At 46.7% G+C, this 763-nt stretch carries 1 protein-coding gene; it reads right to left on the reverse strand.

Annotated elements, in window-relative coordinates; all coding sequences use genetic code 11:
• Positions 1–475 precede the first annotated feature (475 nt).
• On the reverse strand, positions 476–763 hold a 288-nt coding region (locus tag F5971_RS18335), incomplete at its 5' end, for a transposase (protein WP_193496579.1).

Below are 763 nucleotides of genomic sequence, written 5' to 3' on the forward strand. Positions count from 1 at the left end.
ACATAACACCTATGAGCCCAAACCTTGTCAATAGGCATTAGTTTTTTATTGGCCGCGTTAGCGGCCAATATCAAGTCCCTGAGCCAGTGATCCTACTTCGTCTGTCATCGTTGGCTGTGAATGGCTTACAGCAAACACCTATTGAGGCTCACTTAGCGTGGTTGTTAACCACTGCCAGACTGGGTTGCTCCTTGCAGGCTAGCCTGGGGCACTAGACATTCTTCGGTTAACCGGCATCTGTCCTATTCAAACAGCGGGTTACTTTTCAGTCCCAGTTAGTTTCAGGTTCAGCGCTGGTGTAAGCCCACTCGCTCAGGGTATTGATGCACGCCAGCAGGATGGATAATCAATGCGACAGGCTTCGTGATGGGTGTAGAAATCGGGTTTTAGGTCTTGTTGATCAGTCAACTGACACCCGTTTTCGGCACACTCCGTAATGATCCAGTTAGACGTCGATCATCATCCTGCTGCGTGACTAACCCGTTAGAAATCGTTGTTCATCAAACACCTTTTCGTTCTTCAGCATGAAATAGACAGTGCGTCCTAGTTTGTGTGCTAGGGCTGAAAGCGCTTTTGATTTACTCATCCGCTTTTGAAATCGCTGCAAAAGCTTTTGAGCATCAGGATTGCCTCTTAGGTACAAAACGGCTGCTTCAGAAAATGCCCACTTTAAATGTGCATTGCCGATTTTGTTACCTTGAGTACCGTAAGTTTTACCGGCTGATTCGGCTTTGCATTTAATCAATCGTGAGTAAGACGCAAA

The organism is Nitrincola alkalisediminis (assembly GCF_009821115.1).
Taxonomy (GTDB): Bacteria; Pseudomonadota; Gammaproteobacteria; order Pseudomonadales; family Balneatricaceae; genus Nitrincola; species Nitrincola alkalisediminis.